The 23,032-nt window shown below is 39.2% G+C and carries 17 protein-coding genes and 5 pseudogenes; 13 read left to right on the top strand and 9 right to left on the bottom strand.

Features of this window, described 5'->3' with window-relative positions; translation table 11 throughout:
• Positions 1-118 precede the first annotated feature (118 nt).
• The 5 genes and pseudogenes from PP175_RS30005 to PP175_RS13900 all read left to right on the top strand — a co-directional run bounded on the left by PP175_RS30005 (position 119) and on the right by PP175_RS13900 (position 7,609).
• Positions 119-1,184, top strand: a pseudogene (locus tag PP175_RS30005) (DUF2515 family protein).
• On the top strand, positions 1,114-1,578 hold the full coding sequence (locus PP175_RS13915) for a CBO0543 family protein (protein WP_272438941.1): 465 nt from the start codon (positions 1,114-1,116) through the stop codon (positions 1,576-1,578). Before PP175_RS30005 ends, PP175_RS13915 begins: the two are co-directional and overlap by 71 nt.
• Before the next feature lie 527 nt (positions 1,579-2,105).
• Positions 2,106-3,851 (top strand): CsxC family protein, encoded by a 1,746-nt coding sequence (locus tag PP175_RS13910; RefSeq protein ID WP_272438940.1) that lies wholly within the window; start codon positions 2,106-2,108, stop codon positions 3,849-3,851.
• Positions 3,852-4,814: 963 nt separating this feature from the next.
• Positions 4,815-6,191: a glycosyltransferase gene (locus tag PP175_RS13905; RefSeq protein WP_272438939.1), complete on the top strand. Its 1,377-nt coding sequence runs from the start codon at positions 4,815-4,817 to the stop codon at positions 6,189-6,191.
• 347 nt (positions 6,192-6,538) lie between these two features.
• Positions 6,539-7,609 (top strand): tetratricopeptide repeat-containing glycosyltransferase family 2 protein, encoded by a 1,071-nt coding sequence (locus tag PP175_RS13900; RefSeq protein WP_272443268.1) that lies wholly within the window; start codon positions 6,539-6,541, stop codon positions 7,607-7,609.
• Positions 7,610-8,148: 539 nt separating this feature from the next.
• On the opposite strand, the gene PP175_RS13895 is transcribed toward PP175_RS13900, so the two are convergent.
• The 3 genes from PP175_RS13895 to PP175_RS13885 all read right to left on the bottom strand — a co-directional run bounded on the left by PP175_RS13895 (position 8,149) and on the right by PP175_RS13885 (position 9,716).
• Positions 8,149-8,514: a hypothetical protein gene (locus PP175_RS13895; RefSeq protein WP_272438938.1), complete on the bottom strand. Its 366-nt coding sequence runs from the start codon at positions 8,512-8,514 to the stop codon at positions 8,149-8,151.
• Positions 8,515-8,670: 156 nt separating this feature from the next.
• Complete coding sequence (locus PP175_RS13890) at positions 8,671-9,111, bottom strand: tyrosine-type recombinase/integrase (RefSeq protein ID WP_272438937.1); 441 nt, start codon at positions 9,109-9,111, stop codon at positions 8,671-8,673.
• A 29-nt stretch (positions 9,112-9,140) separates the two neighbouring features.
• A complete protein-coding gene (locus tag PP175_RS13885) occupies positions 9,141-9,716 on the bottom strand; it encodes a hypothetical protein (protein ID WP_272438936.1) in 576 nt (191 codons plus the stop codon).
• A gap of 358 nt (positions 9,717-10,074) precedes the next feature.
• On the opposite strand from PP175_RS13885, the gene PP175_RS13880 reads away from it, so the two are divergent.
• The 3 genes from PP175_RS13880 to acpP all read left to right on the top strand — a co-directional run bounded on the left by PP175_RS13880 (position 10,075) and on the right by acpP (position 11,511).
• Positions 10,075-10,281: a hypothetical protein gene (locus tag PP175_RS13880; protein ID WP_272438935.1), complete on the top strand. Its 207-nt coding sequence runs from the start codon at positions 10,075-10,077 to the stop codon at positions 10,279-10,281.
• Between the two features lie 679 nt (positions 10,282-10,960).
• Positions 10,961-11,047 (top strand): YjcZ family sporulation protein, encoded by an 87-nt coding sequence (locus PP175_RS13875; RefSeq protein ID WP_272443267.1) that lies wholly within the window; start codon positions 10,961-10,963, stop codon positions 11,045-11,047.
• Positions 11,048-11,241: 194 nt separating this feature from the next.
• Positions 11,242-11,511 (top strand): acyl carrier protein, encoded by a 270-nt coding sequence (gene acpP / locus PP175_RS13870; RefSeq protein WP_272438934.1) that lies wholly within the window; start codon positions 11,242-11,244, stop codon positions 11,509-11,511.
• Here the strand turns inward: acpP and PP175_RS30000 are convergent.
• Positions 11,450-12,303 (bottom strand): annotated as a pseudogene (locus PP175_RS30000) (ISL3 family transposase); the annotation flags it as partial. The gene acpP and the pseudogene PP175_RS30000 overlap by 62 nt on opposite strands.
• A 73-nt stretch (positions 12,304-12,376) precedes the next feature.
• Positions 12,377-13,368, bottom strand: a pseudogene (gene ilvA / locus PP175_RS13855) (threonine ammonia-lyase IlvA); the annotation flags it as partial.
• A gap of 142 nt (positions 13,369-13,510) precedes the next feature.
• Here ilvA and PP175_RS13850 point away from each other — a divergent pair.
• Positions 13,511-14,866: an IS1182 family transposase gene (locus PP175_RS13850; RefSeq protein WP_272438933.1), complete on the top strand. Its 1,356-nt coding sequence runs from the start codon at positions 13,511-13,513 to the stop codon at positions 14,864-14,866.
• Between the two features lie 89 nt (positions 14,867-14,955).
• On the opposite strand, the pseudogene PP175_RS13845 reads toward PP175_RS13850, so the two are convergent.
• The 3 genes and pseudogenes from PP175_RS13845 to PP175_RS13835 all read right to left on the bottom strand — a co-directional run.
• A pseudogene (locus PP175_RS13845) lies at positions 14,956-15,237 on the bottom strand (pyridoxal-phosphate dependent enzyme); the annotation flags it as partial.
• A 1,640-nt stretch (positions 15,238-16,877) separates the two neighbouring features.
• On the bottom strand, positions 16,878-17,141 hold the full coding sequence (locus tag PP175_RS13840; protein ID WP_272438932.1) for a hypothetical protein: 264 nt from the start codon (positions 17,139-17,141) through the stop codon (positions 16,878-16,880).
• Positions 17,142-17,781: 640 nt separating this feature from the next.
• The gene (locus PP175_RS13835; RefSeq protein WP_272438931.1) at positions 17,782-18,423 is read right to left on the bottom strand and encodes a GDSL-type esterase/lipase family protein; all 642 of its coding nucleotides are present in this window, start codon (positions 18,421-18,423) and stop codon (positions 17,782-17,784) included.
• A gap of 354 nt (positions 18,424-18,777) precedes the next feature.
• Here PP175_RS13835 and PP175_RS13830 point away from each other — a divergent pair, with 354 nt between their 5' ends.
• Positions 18,778-19,821 (top strand): S8 family peptidase, encoded by a 1,044-nt coding sequence (locus tag PP175_RS13830; RefSeq protein WP_272438930.1) that lies wholly within the window; start codon positions 18,778-18,780, stop codon positions 19,819-19,821.
• A 280-nt stretch (positions 19,822-20,101) separates the two neighbouring features.
• Here the strand turns inward: PP175_RS13830 and PP175_RS29995 are convergent, their stop codons facing one another.
• Positions 20,102-20,356 (bottom strand): Hsp20 family protein, encoded by a 255-nt coding sequence (locus PP175_RS29995; protein WP_442870379.1) that lies wholly within the window; start codon positions 20,354-20,356, stop codon positions 20,102-20,104.
• Between the two features lie 342 nt (positions 20,357-20,698).
• On the opposite strand from PP175_RS29995, the gene PP175_RS13825 reads away from it, so the two are divergent.
• The 3 genes and pseudogenes from PP175_RS13825 to PP175_RS13815 form a co-directional block, all read left to right on the top strand.
• Positions 20,699-20,989, top strand: a complete 291-nt coding sequence (locus PP175_RS13825; protein WP_272438929.1) for a hypothetical protein — start codon at positions 20,699-20,701, stop codon at positions 20,987-20,989.
• Positions 20,990-21,445: 456 nt separating this feature from the next.
• On the top strand, positions 21,446-22,042 hold the full coding sequence (locus PP175_RS13820; protein ID WP_272438928.1) for a DUF6431 domain-containing protein: 597 nt from the start codon (positions 21,446-21,448) through the stop codon (positions 22,040-22,042).
• 151 nt (positions 22,043-22,193) lie between these two features.
• A pseudogene (locus tag PP175_RS13815) lies at positions 22,194-22,987 on the top strand (DDE-type integrase/transposase/recombinase); the annotation flags it as partial.
• Between the last annotated feature and the right edge of the window lie 45 nt (positions 22,988-23,032).

The raw sequence follows: 23,032 nt of genomic DNA, 5'->3' as shown, positions 1-23,032 counted from the left end.
AAGTTCGGGGGTTAATCCGATTACAAATCTCATAAAGAGTTGGAAAGATGATAAACTGTGTCCTTCTCTTGTTTTCATCAAAAATGAACTCATACAAATACAAAAAATAAAGAAGCCTATGTTCGATATAAAAAAATTGTCCTTTCATGATCAAAATTTAATCCAGTATATCCAAAGGGAAACGGTTATGAAAAATGTAAACAATATAACAAGAACAATTAGTTACTATGATTTTTATTGTAGACACCCTGAAATTCACTGGGCATTTCTTGGACATATGGTATCTAGGAATGGAGGATGGAATATGACTGATTTAAAAGGAGAGCTTCTTTCCAGACTTCTAACTGAGCAAGAACAGAAGCATTTTTTTCATTTCTTAGAAAGAGGAAATTGGTTGATCTTCCAAGATGTTTTCCCACAGTTTTTACTTTACGAAGAGTCATTAAAAAGGGGGGGAATCTCTTTTATCTATTGCCTTTTTTTAACGTCTCCATTTTCATGCAAACTTTATGGAATTATTTTTTAAACTTTAGGGATAGCCATATGCTAGCCATCGGCTTAATAATCAACGAACAAAGTTATCTAGAAAAACGAGTAATTCAAAACTCCTCCTACAAAAAATCCGTTCTTAACACGATTGAATTTAAGATTCAGGATTTGTTAAGCCTTAATCAGATTCTCTTTCCTTGTGAACTAGAAAATCAATACATCCAACATACCCCTCTGATCGGTCAAACCCTTCATCATTTTGCCTCTTTGCACGAACGCATTTCTCTTGGAAAACGCTTATACTATCTTTTGTTTGATAATGAGCAAACTTTAAAACAGGTGCTGCGATGAGCTGCTAGACATAAACATACAGGCTCACGAAAAGATTACTGGCCGCAATTGTTTACCTATGTAATGCAGTCAAGTCCTGGTATGCCATATGAACGGCGAATTGAAAATTGTGAAATAAAACCTGGATCAAAACGATTGTACAGCCCTGCGTTATGCTATGCGTGGAAAGAAGTGGAGCAAACCGAAGCAGAGATTGGAGAATGGTATAAGGGGATTGGAGAGTCATTCATTATCTGGGTCCATTAAATGAAGAAATAAAGGGTGAAATAACACGTGTCTATTGTAAAACATTGGAAAAAATTGAAATGGCAATCACTGCACTTGAAACGATTTCACCTAAATAACAAAATGAGCTCTTTTGTCCCTGCTATGATTTTTTCCTCATTCTTAGGAACATGCGCAGACTTCATTTTGATTAAAAATGGGTTATATTCTTTTCCTGTTCGTCCTTTTCCAATGATTTTTACGGTGAACATTTTCTTCACATTATGCTTTTTGCCTGCTGCTACTTTGGGATTTCTTATGTACGCTCAACAAGTGACGCCGAAGATTTGTTGGCTGACCATCATCGCGGTTGCAGCCGTAATGCCTTTCGTAGAAGAAACCACAGAAAAATGGGGCTGGTTTATACATAGCAACGATTGGAAGCATATCTACTCTTTTTTTGGTTATATGGTTTATTTATCGTTCGTATGGATGTTTCACCGATGGTATAAACATCTCAATCGCTCTGATTGAATAGAACTGAAAAGGAGTGACTTTTTGAATGATGTAGAATGGGAAATTAAACGTCTGATTACTCTACTAAAAAAATGAATGATGTAGAGTCGATCCGAAAATTAAGCGAAAGAATCCTCTATAGACAGGCGGTCTAGATCACAAGGGATGGTAGAAGAGGAGGCTAATATTCGGGTGAGTGGGAGGAGTGACTCTTCAATGTATACCCGTCTGGTTTCTACGCACAACACAGATTGACCCATTAATAAGGTCAGTGTCCGATAAATGTTGGACCCGAAAAGTTTTTAAAATTTTTAATGAATACGAGAATGCGAAAGGCAATCCGGCTTCAGTCCGGAGTCAGAATGGCGATTGGGCAGTTTAGCGTAATAATTTATACATAATTTTATGTGTCGAAAGCTTAATTGAACTTATATAGTTATTCGTCCAGACATTCTGTAAAGGAATGAATACTATAGAAAAAGTTATGAATGCCCACTGGATCGCAGGGATCTGCCAGACCAACTAAGACAGGAGGGAAAAATAGATTGTCTTCAACCCCTTTTAATCTAGCTTCAACAACCATAGGTGAATGTGAGGCAACCGTTGTCACTCCCACCCCCATTGTTTCCGGACCCGCATTGGTAAAAGTGCCTGTTGTTTTAACTGAAATTTCTGTACAAATACCGATGCACGCACGAATTGATTTCCCAGTAGGGCAAAACGTTCTGGAAATTAAAACAATCAAAAAACGTGTAAAACTAACGCAGTGTCGTGTTATCCAACCTAGAGTCGGTACGACAAGTAAACTTTTTCTTTCTGGATTTGTACGTAAAAATATTCAATACGCCGCGAATCCAATCGTTGAAGTACCACCGACCCCGCTATTCCAAACGACTGAACTATTATCAACGATAAACTCTTTAACTGTTGATGTTCCTTTCGAGTGTGCTGTGCCGATTGCCAATTCAAGTTTCCTAAACCTACCACTCGGCCCTTTTTTAAATAAACGTGATGAGTTTGACTTCCTGGTTTCCAGACCTCTTGGTAACGGCTTTCCCGAAAAAGATCAATTGATGTCAACCGATCTTTCGGAATTTCATCAGCAAAGTACCGAATTTTTGAATGAACAGGTTTTCTGTGAACTGTTGAGAGCTGATATCACCGAGTGGGATGAAGCTTTGAATCGTGTGACGATACCAGGTACAACGGGCATAACTGCAATAGAGGAAGGCACGTTTACTCAGCTTTCAGAGAAATTGATTTTAGACCTCCGACTTAAAGTACTGCAAAATCAACAAACTACCGGTGGCGCAGGAGCAGCGGGAGCGACCGGAGCGACCGGAGCAACCGGAGCCACTGGAGTGACCGGATCAACAGGAGCCGCTGGAGTAACCGGAGCGACCGGAGCAACTGGAGCAACGGGAGCAACAGGTGCAGCGGGAGCAACAGGTGCAGCGGGAGCAACAGGTGCAGCGGGAGCAACAGGTGCAGCGGGAGCAACCGGAGCGACCGGATCAACTGGAGCAACGGGAGCAACAGGTGCAGCGGGAGCAACAGGCGCAACAGGTGCAGCGGGAGCAACAGGTGCAGCGGGAGCAGCGGGAGCAACCGGAGCAACCGGAGCAACTGGAGCAACGGGAGCAACAGGTGCAGCGGGAGCAACCGGAGCAACCGGAGCAACTGGAGCAACGGGAGCAACAGGTGCAGCGGGAGCAGCGGGAGCAACCGGAGCAACTGGAGCAACTGGAGCAACGGGAGTAACAGGAGTAACAGGATCAACAGGAGCCACTGGAGTGACTGGATCAACAGGAGCCACTGGAGCCACTGGAGCAACCGGAGCAACAGGAGCCACTGGAGTGACTGGAGCAACAGGAGCCACTGGAGCAACAGGAGCCACAGGGGGATTTCTAGAATTTCAGGTGGCTGAAAATAATCCCAACACCACTGGCAGTTCTTCAATCGTGTTAGGTGCTGCTCCGACAACATTAGAAACCATAACATTAACCGGAGTTGCACCAACAGACCGCGTGTGGTTAGGGGCAACAGTTGGCTGGACATCGACTGCTGGTAACACAGATGTACTTTTTCAAATCCTGAGAGGTAGTACAGTTATTTTTAGTACACTGGATTCTATAACAGGAAACACTAGAAAGGGAACATCAACCTTCACTCATGTAGATTTAACACCTGGAACCGGTACAGTTTCTTATTCATTAACAGCACAAGTCATGACTGGCGGGGCTACTGTCATCGGCCCATTGACGTTAACTGGTGCGCTGCTTGCACCCTAAAATATAAATTTGACGGTCAACCGATAACTGGTTGGCCGTTTTTGCGTTCATTGATTTTAGCGAGGTATTTGCTGTTATTAAGCTAACGATGATCCATAGGTTCAGTAACTAAAAGCAGATATTTCCATGGATAGTGGTTTTTGATTCGCAATGGTTCATGATGGAACTTTATACACCGTTATACAGTTTACTTTTTAAATATAGGGTTTCTCGACAACCTGAAAAAAAGTCACCGTTATGGTGGCTTTTTGATCATCTGGACCATCTTGATTAGCTGGCAGGTATTATTACGGAACACGTTTGACTTTCAACAATGTATGTGAACTGTGGTTGAAACTCGCACGTAGCCGACTATGTGCTCCAATGATTATCGACTCTGCTTTCTCTTAGAAACAGAGAATTTCGGACGAAATATTTCATTTAAATGCTATGTCCCTGGAGTTTTTTTCGTGCGTAAGTATACAAAGGATTTACAAAAGTTTCTATTCGATCTGGTTCAATTTCGTTTAAATTTTAAATTAAATAATAACATCGACGAATACATATCAATAAATGTATAGTCTGCAAAACTGACTACTATGGATTTGGAATTGTTGATGACAATTGTTAGGTATTTGATAATAGAAGAAATAAGTAATTTAGTATCGCATGATATATAACGATTTAAAATCTGTTGAACTAATTGATATGTTCACGTACCTTGGGATGAACATATTTCTCACCACGCATTCACTCGTACATTTATTGCACTATATTGGCATGTTCTCTTTATAGTTCGCCTTATTAACAAGCCCTCTTGTTATTCATGTTTCCACAATGAATGTAATCAAGTGGTTGCATCATTATATTGTTAATTTTACAAACTAGGCTGAATATTGGCTAACTGCTGGCTGGTATGTCAAGGCCAGTATGGATAAGGAACCGAATTCTCCTGCGAATATTACATGAAAGGTGGTTAACATATTGAGAACAAGTATCATTATTCTTACATATAATCAATTGTCTTTGACCAAACAATGCCTTGATAGTATTTATCAGAATACGAACGAAGAGGACATAGAAATTATAATTGTAGACAATGGCTCATCTGATGGTACAATCGATTATTTAAAGAAAAGTGCTGGTTTAAAAACGGTATTTAATGAGACAAATGCAGGATTTGCCAAAGGATGTAATCAAGGTCTCGATATAGCTACTGGTCAGGCTATTTTGTTTTTAAATAATGACACAATCGTGACGAAAAATTGGTTAGAATCAATGATTACATTACTTTACCGTGATGAAAAAATAGGTATGGTAGGTCCAGTGAGTAATTATGTTAATGGCCCACAACAAATTCCGGTTGATTATACAGACATTGATGCAATACAAGATTTTTCTTCCAAATACTGCAAAAGCCAACGCGGTAAATCAAAGCGAGTATTGCGGCTAGTTGGATTTTGTTTACTTGTAAGAAGAGAACTGTTAGATAAAATTGGTGGTTTCGATGAGCGTTTTGAATATGGTTCTTTTGAAGATGACGATTTATGCCTTCGCGCAGTGCAAGCAGGCTATCAATTGCGAATTGCCATGGATTCCTTTGTTCACCATCACGGGCATGCCACTTTCATTGGAAATGAGGATCTTAACATCCAGCATTTATACAGCATAAATCGTCAAAAATTTATTGATAAATGGAACATTAATTTGACCTATTTTACCCATCCTCGATCAGAAATTGTTAACCTAGTCCCTCAAGAAGCAAAAAAGATATTGGATATTGGATGTGGAGCAGGCGCTACTGGTTTGGAGTTACTAAACCGACAGACATGTGAGTTATATGGCATAGAACTAAATTCCTTTGTAGCTTCCATTGCCCGTACTTATTATGAACGTATCGATAACACAGATGTTGAAACAGTGGATTTTCCATATGTTCCTGGTTATTTTGATGCGATTATCGTCGCTGATGTGCTGGAACATCTAAAAGATCCCTGGAAGGTAGTTGAAAAATTATCTGTCTACTTAAGACCTTCCGGCTCGCTGATCTGCAGCATTCCAAACATTTCTCACGGTGAGGCTCTTCTGCCTTTATTACTCGGTCAGTGGAACTATGTTGATGCTGGAATTTTAGATCGCACACATTTACGCTTTTTCACTCCACAAACTTTGCAATCTTTATTTCCTATACATTTATTTGAAATTACATCGCAGACGTATAATTATATTGGGTTAGAAACAAAGGTTGAGCTTTTTTTTAACGAAGTAGGTTATCTTGCTGAAAACTTCGGTTTTTCCATGGAGCATCTATCAGACTATACAAAAATTTATCAAATGCTTATACACGCAAAAAAACGATAAATTCATAAGTAATGAGGCGATTGTGAATCAATTGCTTCTTTGTTACACCACTTCAGATCCAGTTAAATCATCTCCATAAAAAATCACTCCTCAGCCTCTATAATGGAAATAATTCATATACGTTCTACAATCCTGCTTCGTTAGCTCAAAAAGAAAAAGCTTTTCCCCCGCCCTGGACCGCCCTATTATTGCGAGGCTCGTTGTTGATTTCGCTAAAAATGTGAATAAAAATGAATGACTTACTGGGTATCAGTCAGTTGTACCAGAACCATAGCAAATTGCCTAATTAGCGAAGCCACCTTTCATGATGATTTTGCATATACATGAAAGAATTGGGAGGTGGCATGTTGATTACAATTAGTCTGTGTATGATTGTAAGAAATGAACAAGCTGTGATTGGTCGTTGTTTGGATTGTGTTAAAAACATAGTGGATGAAATTAACATTGTTGACACTGGTTCCACAGATAGTACCAAAGAAATTGTTGCGGAATATACGGATCGGGCTTTCGATTTTACCTGGATTGAAGATTTTGCTGCAGCACGAAATTTTGCATTTCTACAAGCAACAAAGGAATATATTTTATGGCTGGATGCAGATGACGTGTTTTTAGAACAAGACCAGGAAAAATTGATGCAGTTGAAAAAAACTCTTGACTTAAGTGTTGATGCTATTTCGATGAACTATAATCTAGCTTTTGATGAACAGAATAACGTCACGTCGAGTATAACGAGACATCGTTTAGCTAAACGGGAAAAAGGGTTTAAATGGATAGGTGCGGTACATGAATACTTGGAAGTATACGGAAACATACTTAATAGCGATGTGGCTGTATCTCACAAGCCTTTAAGCCACGATGCGGAGCGTAACTTGCGTATATATGAAAACTTAATTTCATCAGGAAGGGAGTTTACGCCACGAGATCTATTTTACTATGCAAATGAATTAGTGGATCATGGAAAATTTGAAAAAGCCATTGAATACTATCTACGGTTTTTAAAATCGAAAAAAGGATGGGTCGAAGATAATATTGCCGCTTGCAATAAATTGGCTGATTGCTATCATAATTTAAATCTTAAAGAACAGGAATTTAAATGGATTCTGCACACTCTTAGCTATGGCCCGCCAAGACCAGAAACTTGTTGTAGATTAGGATTTTCATTTCTGCAAAAAGATGATCTTTCCACCGGAGTATATTGGTATAAAAAAGCACTGGAAAATGTAGGGTTTCAGGGCTCAGCTTTTCAAAACCATTCTTACGCGACTTGGTTACCACATTTGCAATTAGCTGTCTGTTATGACAGGTTGGGTCAGTTTAAATTGGGTTATCAACACAACGAGAAAGCTCTGAAATATAGACCTAATGACTCTCGGATGTTAGCCAATAAAAAATATTTTGAGAAAGTACTTAACTTGTAGGCTGATATGTTATTAAATTGAAAATATTGTAGGATCATTTTAACTCTAGAGGAAGATAACAATCACCAGATCTCGGGGGGGATTTTGTAGAGTATATTTTTGTTGAAATAATCTATAAAAGCAAACACCTGTACCAACGAACGATTTTGGGCATTTTTTTCATTATCTTTTATGAATCAAAAACCGCTATCCGCCAAAAGAAGAGGTAATTCCTATTTTAATGAATATACCAAATATCATAAACTGAACGTCCGTACGGGAGAAAAGGTAACAAGAATAAGTAAGAATGGGGGATTTTGTAATTTTAACTGCCAAACGGAATTGCATTTTATGCGAAGACTGTCATATCAGCGACTGGGGCTTTTGCATACCCAAATATGCCCGTAATAACGGAAGTGCGATTTAAAGGTAAGATTATTCACTCCAGTCAATACAATAAATGTAGAAGAATATATAGAACAAAAAGTAGTTGTCGTTGGAGGTGGTAACTCTGCGATGCAAATTCGATACTGGTATCCAGCAGATAGTGGACTCGGTTATTAATCATGACAACTTCCTCTATAGAAAGTCCGTGCCCCATGGTAATCAGTGATACGGTTAATAAGAAATAATCGGTTATCAGCATAGGGTTTTATGTAGCTCGCAAGTTCACCTAATAAAGATGCTTGTTCTTCTATATATTTTTTATTCCAAACAATTAGTGATTCCCCTACTTTTTTATTATCCTCATTAGTAAGAGTTTCGCCTAAAAACTTTATGAATTCTGTATGGGTAACAATTGCTTGCTGTAATTGCTCGTTAGGTATTTCAAATTCCAGATTACCAACAGCATGCTCAATAATTTCTGTAGTTATCGTTTCTGCATTTTTGACCAAATAAGTAGCAACATTTGAAATCGGATTCATTTCTCCCCACACTCCCAATAACTTTTGTTTTCTTCGGCAAGGGAATAATGGCAATGCAAACAGGTAGGAAACCATCGCTGGATGGCGGTTTACTGCTGTTTATTGCTATGGGAACCGAGCTGTTGCTCCAGTTCTTTTACGCGTGCTTCAAGTTTTTCAATATGTACAAGAAGGGTAGTAATAAATTGATTCATGGCGGGCAAGCTTGCTAATGACTTCAATCGGTGTGGCGGCTATTGCAAGGTTCTTGCAGAATGAATGGCGGAGACGGTGCGGTGTGATATTCTCCATGCTTGCCAGTTCAGCGTATTTGTTTAGCATCAGCTGGATGCCGCGGACACTCATTTGTCCGGAGCGCTCAGAAACGAACAGGTAGGGAGATTCCACATACTTTTCATCAGTGAGGGCGCTGCGATACTTGATCCATTTGCGTATGTTCTTGCTGTATTTATCGATCAGGGTAACAATGGCGTATTTGCCCTTCTTACCTTCGCGGATGGTGATCGTCACATTGCCGTTTACCGTCAGGTCATCAATTTTCAGGGCTTCCACTTCCGCAACACGTAAGCCGGCATAAAGCAGGTAAAAAGCACCCATCTGCTTATTAAACAGAGAGGTGCTTTCTATTATTGCTTTGCTATACTCATAATCTCGTCTTTATTTTCCTCGAGCAATCTTAACATTCCTTTTTGTGTTGTCTTCACTTCGTTAACAAAGTTACTAACGAGGGATTTAATTTCATCCCGTGTTTTTTGTTGGTGTTCAATCAGACTCTTGAAGGAAGCTTCCATCTGCTCATGTGAGTTGTTTATGGCAGAAAACCCAGCTTTCTCAGGAGTTTCTGTAATTTTCTTAATACCATCTGAAATTTCATTAAGACGGTTATTCCATTCTTCAAATACTTTGCTGAATTGTTCCCCTCCTACACTTTTTAAATTATTCTGGTACTCACATCTTGCATCTTCAAGGAATCGTCGAACTTCTTGCTGGAACTTAATAGATTTTTCTATTGCAACATTCCAAAGTTCCTTTTGACGTTCCGCTATTGACATTGCAACATTTTCCACTTCACGTTGGCATGCATATACCGTTTTTATACCATTCAACCAGCTATCCCACATAAAATCTACAATATTTCCTGCGTTTTGGTTTTCTGTTTGCATTACTGTTTTCTCCGTAATTATTTCTTTGTTTGTCGCCATTTGTAAATTCCTCCTTAAAGTATTAAAAAAGTCCATATCATAATAAATTTCAGTATAATTTAATAAGAACAAATAGATAGAAAAAATAATCTATATGTGTAATTTACACCTATCGTTATTCTATGTCAATCATGTCCTGTATTAATTAAAAAAATTATTCCGGGGATTTTGTAGGAAACTTATCGGACGCCAATGTTTATATTGCATTATCGGGACATCATATTGGGCGAACATATATGTTTCTCAAGCATAAGATGTACGAACTGATAGGCCATCAACCAGAGAACAAGAGTGTCGTTAATGCAAAATGTTTTATATGATACACGACAAAATCTTACCGGTATATGGAGAGGTGACGATGTATTATATAAGACAAGCTGGAGACGAAATCTGGTGGGCTTCTCTGACTCAATTTGGAAGAATTTCAGGCCGGTGGGCTGATCTTCCGCGGGGTGGCACCATCGAATATGGGGATCTTACGTTAAATGTTGTGAACCCCTCACGATTGGATAAAGTTTATTATACCGGTAGATTCCCTGGATCACATTGGATAAGGATTGGATAAGAAACGGTAGCTGTCCGTGGTTTGGCACTTGCCACACACCTTCATTCTGACGGTTTGCTATTGGGTTTTGGCGTCCACGCATCTCTCGTATCACGTGCATATAAATTAACTATGATAGAGGTTGCAAACACACTTTGCACCTATTCCTCCAACAGCAAGTATCTGTATCTAACGGAAGCCCCGGTTCACCCAGCCTTTCCGGGCGCTTCCGTTAGGTGCTCAAACAAGCCTCCATAGCTTCCTAGTTTGCATATACATATTCGGTGCCTAGGTTTACTGGTGTGACTGTAGATAACATCCATCACTCGGCACAGTTGGTCTTTATCTTAGACCAGCTGTGCTTCTTTTTCGTCATATAGGACGTTAAGCTAAATTTACTAACCTAAAAATTGTAAGAATGGGGGAGTGTCTAACACTCCTTTACACCCTTCTACATAGTTTGTTATTATCCAACAAGCAGGATAAAGAGAACCAGAATAACCCCGAAAACTCATGCTGCCACAAAAAACCATGCCTCCGACCCAAAAAAACCTCTTTTTAGAGGTTTTTTTGTTTGGTACGTCCATTTGTAGGTTTCTCACCAATTTTACAAAATACAGGTATTCGTCTAACACTCGTCCATACATATCTGCGTAGTATACATTGTAGTTCAATAACTAAAAACCTGGGAGGTCATACTATGGGATTCTTTCGTGAAGAAGGATTTGCGTTCATTCTGGTTCTGTTTATCCTCTTAGTTATTATTGTGTGTGCATGTGAAAACTAATTGCGATAACAGGAGCCCACCTCGTTCAGGTGGGCTTTCTGACGTTAGCCTTAACCACGCTATCCATGTTTACATAGCCGAGACTTGCACCCAGAAAAAGGCGATAGCCTAGCACTTGTCCGTAGTCATGTGCGTAGCATGAAAGTGTAGTCTAATCCTTTAAAGTTTTACTATCCCATTTGGAGGTTATATTTATGTCTGATACTTTAACAAAACTCACAACTCTTATTGTTGACCGATTAAAGGTTGATGAATCACAAATAACACCCAACGCTTCTTTTAAAGACGATCTCGGTGCCGATTCATTAGATGTTGTTGAGTTGGTAATGGAGTTGGAAGACCAATTTCTAATTGAAATTTCTGATGAAGATGCAAAAAAGATTCGTACCGTTCAAGACGTAATTCTAACATCACACGAAGACGAAAACGAGATAAGTTTCGATATCCGTACGCCCTTCGTTTAATGTTTTTGATCTTATGATTTGTGCCTTCAGTGCGGGCATTCGTGATGAAAACATTAAAGTAACCTAGAATTTCATTTTGCCAACTACAAATTGTCTTTGCGACTTTTCTAAAAGACGATAAACCGCTATTTTCAGCCTCTGTTAACCACCTTAACAACAGTTTGCTTGCTTCTTCATAGGAAGAAGCTTTATAGATATTACGAAATGATTCCTTTAAGAAATAGGCTTGAGCTAGCAGTGCGGAAGCATCTTGCATATTATCAAGTTTGTGATGATGTTTCTCTTTTAACTTCTCCCAGCTTCTTAAAAGGAGAAATCGATGACTCTTTAGCGGATTCTTTGCTTTTTTGGTGCTGCTTTGAAGTTCCTTACGGACTTGATCAAGTGCTTGTGTTACCTTCTGTACAACATGATATTTATCGATAACGATAGTAGCCGCTGGAAATATCATGCGTAATGCTTTATGGAACGGCTCCCACATATCAACAACGATTGATAACGTTTCGTAAAATGTTGGTTAGGTTTTATGGAATCAAAGGATTGAGAAAATACCTCTTCACAGTTTTGACAGCGAAAACGCACGATTTCAACCAGTAAAAATAAAGGGTTCTTTAGGACCGCAAGGTCTCTTACCTTTCTTGTTAGGCGATCGTGGATTCCCAAAGAACAAAAAACACAAGCTGGGCATCTTTCGATGCCACATTGTTTTCTGACCAAAGCAAAATGTGCTTCCTTTTCTGACCACTGATTAACAATCTGAAATTCTGGCAATTCTAAGGGTATGGAAAGCATTTGAGACACCCGCGATTCCTCCTTGGAATGTTTTGGTAGCACTAACATTCTTGCCAGGAACTCGCGGGTGTTTTCATGTTTCCTTTAACTCTCCACAAAAAGTGGTGATGAATCTATTAAATAATGTAGGATCATTATTAATTTCAATGTAATTAACGCATTTTCCTTGCATTCTTTGTATCAGGGGGTCATAATCTTCTTTAATTTTCAGTTCAATTCCGACTAAAGCCGGACCGTTATCCTTATTATTCTTTTTAATATACTCAAAGCGCGTAATGTCATCATTCGGACCAAGAACTTCATCCAGAAATTCACGTAACGCACCCGCCCTTTGTGGGAAGTTAATTATAAAATAATGTTTTAGTCCTTCGTAAATCAATGAGCGCTCTTTTATTTCCTGCATTCTATCAATGTCATTATTCCCACCACTTATAATACAAATAACATTTTTGTCCTTTATTTCTTCATTGTACGCATCTAAAGCAGCAATGGAAAGGGCACCAGCAGGTTCGACCACAATTGCATTCTCATTATATAAATCTAATATGGCTGTACATACTTTTCCTTCAGGAACAGCCACAATACCATCTATTACTTTTTTGCAAATATCCATTGTAACTGTCCTACCTGCTTTACCGCAGCTCCGTCAACAAATTTATCAATATTTTTAAGTGCAACAACTTTATTTTGTTTAAGAGATAATGTCATTGAAGCTGCGCCGGCTGGTTCAACCCCAATTATCTTTGTCATAGGGCTTACACTTTTAATATAAGCACCAATACCAGAAACCAATCCCCCTCCACCAATGGGAGTGATTACATAATCAACATTCTCCTGCATATCATTCATTATTTCAACTCCTACCGTGCCCTGTCCCGCGATCACTTTAGGATCATCAAAAGGATGTATAAATGTCATTTTATTTTCATTGCAGAATTTTTTAGCTTCCGCAAATGAATCATCAAACGTATCCCCCGTGAGAATAACTTCAACATATCTACCTCCAAACAACTTAACCTGAGAAATTTTCTGCCGAGGTGTGGTAGTTGGCATAAAAATTTTCCCTGAATCTTTAAATAATTGAATCAATTCATAACTCATAGTCCTTGAACCGTAAGGTTCAATAAGGATGAAAAAAAGGAGTACCTCCCTAAATCTCGAATAGAGTAGTTGCTACCACAACTCAATGAGAAAGGTTGGTCTCCTCATGTACTCTATTCGTCAAGGACATTTGTTTTCCCTGCAAGATTTGTTACCTACCGAACGTTACACGGCGATTTTTGAAGGCATTAATATTATGCCGCTGCTTAAAATTACGTCTAAGAAAACATCTGCAGGTGCCCCTCAGTCACTTAATTATTCCGCGATGATTTATGCCATGTTGGCTCGTATTTTAGAGGGGGTCCCAACGATAGCACTTCTTGTTCGCCGTTTAAAACAGGATGTTCTTTTCCGTCTGGATTGTGGTTTTTCCTTTTCCGATCGGGTGCCATCTGAATCTTCTTTCTCACGTTTGATTCGAAAGATCAAAACCTCAAACGTGTTGGCTGAAATAAATGATCAACTTCTATCACAAGCGATGGAAGAAGGTTTTATTGATGGCAGCCATATTGCCATTGACGCAACGCACATCGAAGCGCGAGATCAAGCTCCACAAAAAGATGAAGTGGAAGAGGAACCCGCTGTCAAAGAACCGAAAAAACGAGGCCGCAAAAAGAAAGAAGACTATGAGGCCTGGAAAAAAGAACAGGAAGAAATCCAAAACAACCTGCCTATTTTTGAGCAGAAAATCGAAAAACAATTGGATTACACCTTCGGTGAGCTTCAAAAAGAAATGCCAAACGCTCCCAGGTGGGGAATTAAGAAGAACTCCGAAAATAAAAACCTTTTTTGGTATGGCTACAAACTTCACTTAGCTGTAGAAACGAAAAGTCAGTACATTTTAGGACATTTGCTTTCGTCAGGAAACATGAACGATGCCAAAGCTGCGATTCCGCTATTAAAAGGTATAGCTGAACGTTTTCCTATTCTGAACATCACGAAAGTGATGGCGGACGCCGGATATGATTACAAACCGATTTATGAGCAGATTTACCGTATGAAAGCAGATGGGATCATCGCTTATAATAAGCGGAATGAAGCGCCACCTATCGGTGTTGATAAGTATTTCGCACCGACCTGTGTCCGTGAGTATTCCTATCGTTATGATAGCTATGATAAAAAATACGAAACGCTCAAGTATACAAGACCGAAGGAATGTAAGGATTGTCCGCTCGCTCACGACACGCTCTGTCAAAGGAGCATGAAAATCAAAAAAACAGTGGATCTGCGCCGGTATCCAGCTCCCGCCCGTGGAAGCAAGTCGTGGAAAGAGCTTTATAAGGAACGTACTTCTGTTGAACGAGTGAACGCGTACTTAAAAGAATATTTCCAGTTGAACAATATCCGGTATCGTTCCGGAGAATTAGCGAAAGTCCATGTTGATTTACTGTGCCTATTGTTTAATGCTTCTAAATTAGCTGTTGATCGTATCAACACCAAATTGAGCGTTAAAGCCGCTTAACAGAACGCGACCTCCGGTCGTTTTTAAAATTGAATACAAAAATTCTGTAGGTATTGAGATTTTTAAAAAGCAATTATGAAATTGATTCAATTACAAGAAAATGCAACACCCTGAGAATGATTACCAGAACTAGCGCAAACCACTCCGTTTTTTGATTGTTCATCTGATAAACTCTGGATCGAATGATAAGCTCCTCGTAATTTAAATGAACGTACAACCTGTAGATCCTCTCTCTTTAAATAAATGTTACATCCGAATCGTTGAGATAAAATGTTGTTCCTTTGCAGGGGTGTTTTTGTAATTACATCCTTTAAAATATGATTAGCTACAATGATATCTTCAGCTACAACTTGATAAGCCAATTTATCCATTACTCGCTCCCTCCGTTATACGTGGTAACAGGTTTCCATTAATTACAAATTGATCACTGCCTTCATTAGTAAAGTCCGGGTAGATACAGTTATGACTGTAGAGAGAGTGGCATTGTACTGGCTAAATAAAATAACATTTCTTAGTCTATTTTATTGAATTTTTTATTTAATTGCGTTCAGCATTTTCATTAAAATTTAAGCAAGACAATGATACAAATCGCGTTCAGAAACTTTGGTATGGGGGCGGTTTTCTTTTTGTTTCCTAAACAAAGAATGGAGAAGATCATTTATTCAATTTTATCGGTATCCGTCAGACAAATCCGTGTTGTATTGCATTACGAAGTTTGCGGACGTTGCCAGGCAATCATAATACCGTTTAGTCTTTATTTTTTGGACATCAGCCATTTTTAATTTTCAACCCTGTTTATTCTCCGGTTAACTTGGTTTCCTTGGATAAGGATCATTTTCGGCTACGGCCAATAAAGTCAATACTTGAGGCAGGTAATCAAAGTATAGCTCCAAAAAGGCTTTCTCTTTTCATCGACATGATGAAAAATGGCGAGCTTTATTGTTAATTACGTCCGATAAAACGAGCTATGCATAAAAATGTAGTACCCCATTGATATTGAACAACCATGTTTTCGAATATCAGGGCAGAAATAAATAGGTATCATTTTGTATAATGGTGAATATTTTGTAAGTACCGATTCATCTGCCAGATTTACTTGGTGAGCAAAAGGTTGTTCTAAGAGAACGGCCTTTCCTGTAGGAGGGAGCTTTTCGGAGATAGCATCTGTCAGATTTACTTGGTAAGCAAAAGACCGTTCAAATTGAACGGCCTTTTCTTTAGGAGGGAGGTCTATGGGTTTTCAGAGATAGCATCTGTGAGATTTACGCAGTGCTATTTACACTAATTAATTTTCCTAACCTTCAGAAATAATCACGAGCAGAACGAAAATCACAAGAATGAAGCGGATACCCCAAAAATACTATCACCTCCTTTGTTTAAAGGAGTAAACTACACTTCATGCTATGACGATAAGGATGGACAAGATTGGATTATCGAAAAAAATGGAGCAATTGGTTTTTGCTATTTAAAATGTAGTTTCCATATCATATGACTGTCTCGGTATCTTTGTTGTGGACAAGTGCTCAGTAGACTCATTTTTGGATTTATATCCGATAACATAGCAAAAGCAGGATGGCGAGTAAGGTAAAGAGCACGAGGATGATAATAAATTCGCTGTTGTTAATACCGGAAGTCATGAAATCTCCCTCCCTTTTACATAAGGGATGTATGATTAAACGGGATTGAATAAATGTTACGGTGTTTACTGCAATACGAAGATACATAGAATTGGAAAGAAGTTACTCTGTAGCAAATTTATATGGAGTGAGGGGCATGATAGCTTTAGTTGATTAGCCAGCCCTTGATACAGCTGAGGTTTTGGCTCATTCATCATGCCATTGGAGGCTCCATGTCAAGTTGCAATACTTTGTACTCGTTCTTGCACAACTCTGTTTTTATCGCTTACAGAAAACAGGTAGGGTTAATACTAAGTTTCTAGGCTCCGCTCGATAGGGCACTAGAGGATGCATCATCATTGCCTGACTTTGAAATGTTCGTTTTGTTCGGAAGATTATTTAGGTCCCATTTTTTTCTTAATCTCATCTACTTGGCCCATGGTAATCCCGCTTTGTAAAAGCTTAGCTATCAATGAAAGACCCGATCCGTCGTTAGAAAAACCTTTAAATTGCTGAACGTATTTGTTAAGTTCAGCATCTGAAAACGTTTGTCCATTCGCTTTTCCGGCAGCTTGTATTACTTTCTTAATTGTTTTTTCATCGTTCAATTTGTCTATTGGAATCTCCTTAACAATTTTCATAATCGTATTTATATCCATTCGGCTATTCTCTCCTTTCCTGTAAGATACTACATTTAATTGTTAAATATTTTGATATGAAACGAGGTTAACGTATATATTCTGAAAGTCACTAGCCTAAAAAACGCTTAAACACAATAGGTTCAATTGGTAAAGCAAAAGGCCGCTCAAATAGAACGGCCTTTTCTAGGAGGGAGGTCTACGGGTTTTCAGAGATAGCATCTGTGAGACTTACGCATGCTCACTTATACCCATTAGTTTTCGCAACCTTCTGTAATAATTACCAGCAGTACGAAGATAACAAGAATGAATCGAATGCTTGTAAAGAACATACTATCACCTCCCATGTTCAATGGAGTGAACTACACTTCATACGAAGAGAAGGATATACAAATATTGGATTATCGAAAAAATGGAGTGGAGCAATTGGCTTTGGCTATTTAAAATGTAGTTTCCATATATACTATGTTTGCCTTTTAACTTTGTTGTGGACAAGTGCTCAGTAGACTCATTTTTGGGTTTATATCCGATAACATAACAAAAGCAGGAGGCGAGCAGGGTGAAGAGCACGAAGATGATATATTGTTGTTAATACCGGAAGCCATATCCTCTTCCTCTTTAAATAAGGGATGGATGATATTGCGTGCACGGAGCAGAAGCGTTAGGGTTTATCATCTAATTTTCTAATGGTTTCTGCTATTAATCGATGCCCATTATAGTTGGGATGTAACCCATCGATAAATAACAGTTTATTTTCGTGATGTAAAAAGGCAGCATACACAGGGGCAATCTTTGTATGGGAGTCGGCTGCTTTATGGAGAATTTGATTTAACTTTTTCACCAACTGCTGAGCTAGAGGAAATTCAGGCAGAGGGTTATAGAGTTCGATATAGCGGATACTATAAGGTGTTGAAGATTTTTTTATGTTTTTAATGGTTTGGTCGATGGATAAAAAATTTCGCTGAAAATTTTGAAGTGCAATCTTTCCTGCTTTTTTCATTTTTGCTTTTTCATAAACACGACCTACCTGAAGTAAATCGTTTCCACCTATGGAGCATGTGATGATATCTGCCGTTTGTATGGCTTTGAAAAAGGCAGGGTCATTTCTAAGCGCTTGTAATAATTCTTGACTCGTCCAGCCTGACTTTGCTAAATTACGAAAAGTGACACGCGTCTTTAAATCCTTTTCTATAAGATTACGATACTGGTGCGCATACCCATAGATATAAAAAGCTCCGGCCCCTGCTGTAATAGAGTCTCCTATGGCCGTGTAACGAAAGGGCGATAGAGGATGCATCATCATCACCTTTTACTCATTTAATCTTCTGTTATCCTTAACCCCACTCATTTAGTTCAATTTTCTAATTAGTTTTTTTGTAAAATAACAAATAATTAAACAACTTTATTTATATCCATTGACTGTTCTCTCCTTTCATGAAGATAGTATATTTTACTGTTGAAAATTTTTTGTGGAACGAGGTTACCGTATATATTCTGAAACAAACTGGCCTAATAAAACCTTGCAGCTTTTCTCATTGGTTTTAGATTTACATTTTTTGAATAAGGCGCAAATTTGGGTATCTTCCTGGTTGTATTAAATCTCCTTTCAGTTAACTTTTCATACACTGGAAACATAGACTGAGAAGGGGTTTGATTTATGGTGAAACGATATTTAATTCATGTAAAAACAGACATGAAGCGAGCGCGTGAAGCATGTATCAACCGTCGCGGCGTTCAGATTTTACACTGCCACAAACATTTCCCTTTTATTGTCGCCACTATCGAAAATGTTCAATTGTTGTCTAATCATCCGGCTTTTTCCCGTATTGAGGAGGATATACAAATCAGCGTACACAGGGCAATTCCCACTGTGCAAAACCAGCTAGCTTCCAATGTGCCCTGGAATATTCAGGCCGTTCATGCACCAGATGTTTGGGATAAATCGACAGGTAAAGGCATCCGAGTAGGTGTATTAGACACCGGCATTGCCCGTTCTCACCCCGCTTTTCGTAGTCAAATCGCAGGTGGATATAATATCATTTCGGATAACGGAAACTTTGAGGATGACAATGGACATGGCACCCATGTATCCGGAATCATAGCCGCTAGAAAATCCGGTAGCTTGTACGGCGTTTCCCCGGGTGTGGATTTATATGGCATTAAAGTAATGGACAGGAACGGAAGCGGACGCATCAGCGATATCATTAGGGGAATTGAGTGGGCCATTGATAATAATATACAGGTGCTTAATATGAGCCTTGGAAGCAGTAATCATACCACCGCTTTAGAGTACGCAACACGGAGAGCGCATCAAAAAGGAATGGTCCTAGTCGCTTCAGCAGGAAACAACGGTGAACGCGGTGGTAGTATCGACTACCCGGCTCGTTTTCCCTCGGTTATCTCGGTAGGAGCGGTTGACCGTGAGATGAAGCGGGCATCCTTTTCCAGTACGGGAAGTCGAATTGATATGATGGCGCCTGGGGTGGCGATAAAAAGTGCCTGGAAAGGTGGAGGGTATAAGGAGTTGAGTGGTACATCAATGGCAGCTCCTCATGTGAGCGGCGGTGCGGCACTCCTACTTGGCCTGAATAGCAATAGGAACGGCGCAAGAGCTCAGGGGTCTTTGGTGCAACTAAGTAAACGACTTGGCCCGCGACGTGAGTATGGCCATGGTGTTCTTGATCTTTCTCTCTTGAAATAATTGTTGAAAGTAATATCCAAGTTAGAACCCGAGTAGCCAAATTTACTCTCATATGTTGAAAATATGGACAAACGTCGTATATAGTGAAGAAGGGGAATGAATTTTTATTCTTCTGTTGGTCTTTTATATGTAGAAGCAAGCTTGCGAAAAGCATCACTTTTAAAAATTTATACCTGTAAAAAAACGCTATGAAATAATTCCATAGCGTTTTTTTTACTCCACATCACTGTATTTAGTTCTTTAGTTAAGACATTGGTTGCGAGCACTCCGTTTTTTATGCTCATTCAATTGGAATGTTACGAGGCTCCCAAATATGTGTTTTCATCTCTTCGGGACCTCTCAGCGGAGTTGTAACAGTTAGCACGTTATCGCGGTAGTGTGCTCTCGTCTTTTCTATATTCGCATTTGCTGGTAATTCGATATTTTTTACGATGTTTTCCGAATTATAGGTACCCATAATTGATAAAGAGTCGTTCGAGATTGTAAGCCTTATATCTTTGCGGTGGTATCCCAATAGTTTCATCTGGATCCTCATTTCATTTTCCAGTTGTTCGTTGCGTGCGGTTTCCGTATTTGAAAAATTTTTATCATTCTGGTTTGATTGGAGATTTTGACCTCATCGTACAACTCCTCTCTATTTATAGTTAATAATACAGAATATGTGCTGTGATTTTTTATGTGTAGGTTATTATCCTCGCTTATCAATTAATTGAACGCCTATGAAATAATAACGAACAGGAATAAAAGAAAATGGAGAGGACCCCTTTATGCTATAAATTGTATTCCTTCCTTTAACGTAAAACAGGCCATCAACTAGGACAAGTAATTTTCAATCTCCATAGTTTATAGTAATTGATGAAGAAAGGAGGAATTTCAGATGGCCAATGTTCGACAAGAGATGACTAAAAATATAGGGAAATGGACAATGATTCATACAAAGTCCGGTGGCTTCTATGGAAAAATTGAAAGCGTGGGTAGTAAAGGGGTTACAGTGTTACTTCCAGACCTTTATACGGTTACCGATCCTTCTGCTCAACTCGTTGAGAAGAACGTAAATGTTAAAGCAGAAGATGTTCAAGGGGAAGAGTTCTTTAGAGGTCCATTCAGACGTTTCAGACGTTTTAGACGATTTCGTCGGTGGTTATTTCCATTCTTTTTCTTCATTTAGCGGTTGCTGTTATTTCTTATTGGCCATGGATGGTTCTAAATCCATGGCTTTTTTTGATTTGAATTTAGAAAAAGATAACGCAATAAGTTTAAAATTTGAATAGCATAATAAGGAGATATCAGAGATAGTGCGAGAAAAAATTTCCATTAAATCGTTCCGCCTAGACAAAAAAGAGTAGTTTTCAATTTGTTCTCTTGACATTAAGTGTGTTGGAAAGTCAAGCTCCAACACAACCAGCAGACGGCTTTTTGTCCAATTATATAATGAATAGTGAGGTGGAATTAGTTGTGTTCTACGGGAGTAAAAGATGTAAGGCTTGTAAATGTCCGCAGTCAGGTTATTTGTCGAGAAAGAGCGAGAATTCGCCAGTTATTTTGCCGTAGAAGAAGGAAAGTAAAAGGAAAGAGCCATTTGCCTCCACCCTGCCAGGTTATCGCGAATGACTCTCACTAACTAATGATTATTTTACTAGAATGCGCGTATAGTATCAAGAAGTATATTCGAAATATTTACAGGTATGAGATAGAAGTGGTTTGTCCCTGTTGCGGAGATCGGATGAGAAAACATACAGGATACAAGCGGAATGTGATCTGTAAAACAAAGGTGTATGAGATTCCAGTTCTGAGAAGACGATGTCGGCACTGTAAGAAGGTGTACGCTTTGCTGCCTTCTTTCATCATTCCGTATGAACGATTCGCCAATCACATACGAGAATACATGGGGCTATGGGTACGAGAGGGTGTACCTATTGCGCACCTTCCGGTGCGCTTAACAACGGAAAACGTATCGATTGTATCTTTACGGACACTCTATCGTTGGCAAGCAAAAATAAAGGCGAAAGTTCACAATTGGATGCATAGACAAAGAGCCATAGTTGCGGCTAGATATGAGGAGGGAGAGGGATTACTTCCTCTCTATCGAGAGGGGATGAATAGCAAACAGGAGCAACGACTGCTTCTCTCTCTATTCTTCAACCAGGCAGGTAACCTCCCCCGAATGGGTACCCTTTTTTCCAAATTGAATCTCCGCCTGCCATATTTGGAAATGTGGTAAGGGTTTAGCCTATAGGATTGGTTGGCGAACAGACGCGATATGACTATATATCCAAATTATGTATCAACAAAATATGTCACTCTCTTCCCCTTTTTTCTGTATGAGAAACTAGTCATAGCTTTATTTTGCATATAGAGGAGGAGTAAAAGAGATGGATGACAATCTTCGAAATGAGATTGCTGCTTTTCGCTTTGGTTTAATTGCACCGGTGGTGCAAAGGAGACTGGCTCCAGGGGAAAGGTATGCCCTTTTGCGGGAAATCGCTGGCCAAACGTACACCATTCCATGTAGCGAAAAAACAAAAATTAGTATCCGCTCGCTAGAGCGATATCTTCAGGCTTATGAAAGTGGGGGATTTGATGCACTAAAGCCTCAGATTAGGGAAAAGAGAGGAAGCTTGCATCATCTCGAGCCGACCATTCTACAACGAGCTCTCGAACTCAGAAAAGAATTGCCCAGTCGCAGCGTTGATCAAATCATCCGAATTCTTGAATTAGAGGAGGTTATAGAACGCGGTGTGTTAAAATCCCGTACCCTGTGTCGTTATTTTCAAGAGCATGGCTGGAACAAACGAGACATGCATCGAGGGTTACAAAAGAATTTCGTATGTTTGAACATGATGCGCCAAATGATTGCTGGCAAGCAGATACGCAACATACTTTACATCTTCCTGACCCGGATAATCCGTCCAAACGGAAGAAGGCTTACTTAATTGCGATCCTTGATGACCATAGTCGTCGTATTATGCATGCTGAGTTCTTTTTTGAAGAGCGTTCTCCCAGGCTTGAAAGATGTATGCAAAAAGCTGTACTTAAACATGGTGTTCCCCACATCTTCTATTGCGATAATGGGTCTGTATACAGTGCCAAGCAATTTAAGATTATATGTGCCAAACTCGGAACAAAACTCATTCATGCCAAACCGTACTCACCGGAGTCAAAGGGTTATGGAAAGCTATACATTATGCAAAGTAACGGCTACAACCCATGG

This window comes from Aneurinibacillus sp. Ricciae_BoGa-3 (genome assembly GCF_028421645.1).
Lineage (GTDB): Bacteria > Bacillota > Bacilli > Aneurinibacillales > Aneurinibacillaceae > Aneurinibacillus_B.
This window is presented reverse-complemented; position numbering and strand designations above follow the sequence as displayed.

Excerpts from the sequence above, each read along its gene's own strand:
- PP175_RS13895 (WP_272438938.1), bottom strand. The coding sequence starts at position 8,514 with ATGAATCCGATTTCAAATGTTGCTACTTATTTGGTCAAAAATGCAGAA.
- PP175_RS13890 (WP_272438937.1), bottom strand. The coding sequence starts at position 9,111 with ATGGGTGCTTTTTACCTGCTTTATGCCGGCTTACGTGTTGCGGAAGTG.
- PP175_RS13885 (WP_272438936.1), bottom strand. The coding sequence starts at position 9,716 with ATGGCGACAAACAAAGAAATAATTACGGAGAAAACAGTAATGCAAACA.
- PP175_RS13880 (WP_272438935.1), top strand. The coding sequence starts at position 10,075 with ATGTATTATATAAGACAAGCTGGAGACGAAATCTGGTGGGCTTCTCTG.
- PP175_RS13875 (WP_272443267.1), top strand. The coding sequence starts at position 10,961 with ATGGGATTCTTTCGTGAAGAAGGATTTGCGTTCATTCTGGTTCTGTTT.
- acpP (WP_272438934.1), top strand. The coding sequence starts at position 11,242 with ATGTCTGATACTTTAACAAAACTCACAACTCTTATTGTTGACCGATTA.
- PP175_RS13850 (WP_272438933.1), top strand. The coding sequence starts at position 13,511 with ATGTACTCTATTCGTCAAGGACATTTGTTTTCCCTGCAAGATTTGTTA.
- PP175_RS13840 (WP_272438932.1), bottom strand. The coding sequence starts at position 17,141 with ATGGATATAAATACGATTATGAAAATTGTTAAGGAGATTCCAATAGAC.
- PP175_RS13835 (WP_272438931.1), bottom strand. The coding sequence starts at position 18,423 with ATGATGATGCATCCTCTATCGCCCTTTCGTTACACGGCCATAGGAGAC.
- PP175_RS13830 (WP_272438930.1), top strand. The coding sequence starts at position 18,778 with ATGGTGAAACGATATTTAATTCATGTAAAAACAGACATGAAGCGAGCG.
- PP175_RS29995 (WP_442870379.1), bottom strand. The coding sequence starts at position 20,356 with ATGAGGATCCAGATGAAACTATTGGGATACCACCGCAAAGATATAAGG.
- PP175_RS13825 (WP_272438929.1), top strand. The coding sequence starts at position 20,699 with ATGGCCAATGTTCGACAAGAGATGACTAAAAATATAGGGAAATGGACA.
- PP175_RS13820 (WP_272438928.1), top strand. The coding sequence starts at position 21,446 with ATGATTATTTTACTAGAATGCGCGTATAGTATCAAGAAGTATATTCGA.